This window comes from Flavobacterium sp. HJSW_4, from assembly GCF_042436695.1.
Taxonomy (GTDB): domain Bacteria; phylum Bacteroidota; class Bacteroidia; order Flavobacteriales; family Flavobacteriaceae; genus Flavobacterium.
The window spans coordinates 1-241 of sequence record NZ_JBHNPP010000109.1 but is presented as its reverse complement, the minus strand read 5'-3'; the positions used below and the strand labels follow the sequence as shown (position 1 = coordinate 241).

The 241-nt window shown below is 39.4% G+C and carries 1 protein-coding gene; it reads right to left on the bottom strand.

Going from position 1 to position 241, the window contains the following annotated elements:
• Positions 1-241: condensation domain-containing protein (locus tag ACE01P_RS24505; protein ID WP_379701679.1), on the bottom strand; the 241-nt coding region annotated here is incomplete at both ends.

Sequence of the window (241 nt, the reverse complement as noted above, 5' to 3'; positions counted from 1 at the left end):
TTTGCCAAAATCGACAGCTCCCGTAAGCCTAACTGCTGCGGGCATATTATATGCCAAAGACCCACCTTCCAGCTGGCCTAATATCCAAAGTCTGCGTTGTGATGAACTTAAAGGATAAGAATCCGATTCCTGAGCCTGGGCAATAGCCACATAGTCATTACCGGTTAGCTTTTCTGATAATGATAGTATCGTTGCATTTGAAAAAAAATCTTTAAAACTTAAGATTTTACCCAATTTTTTT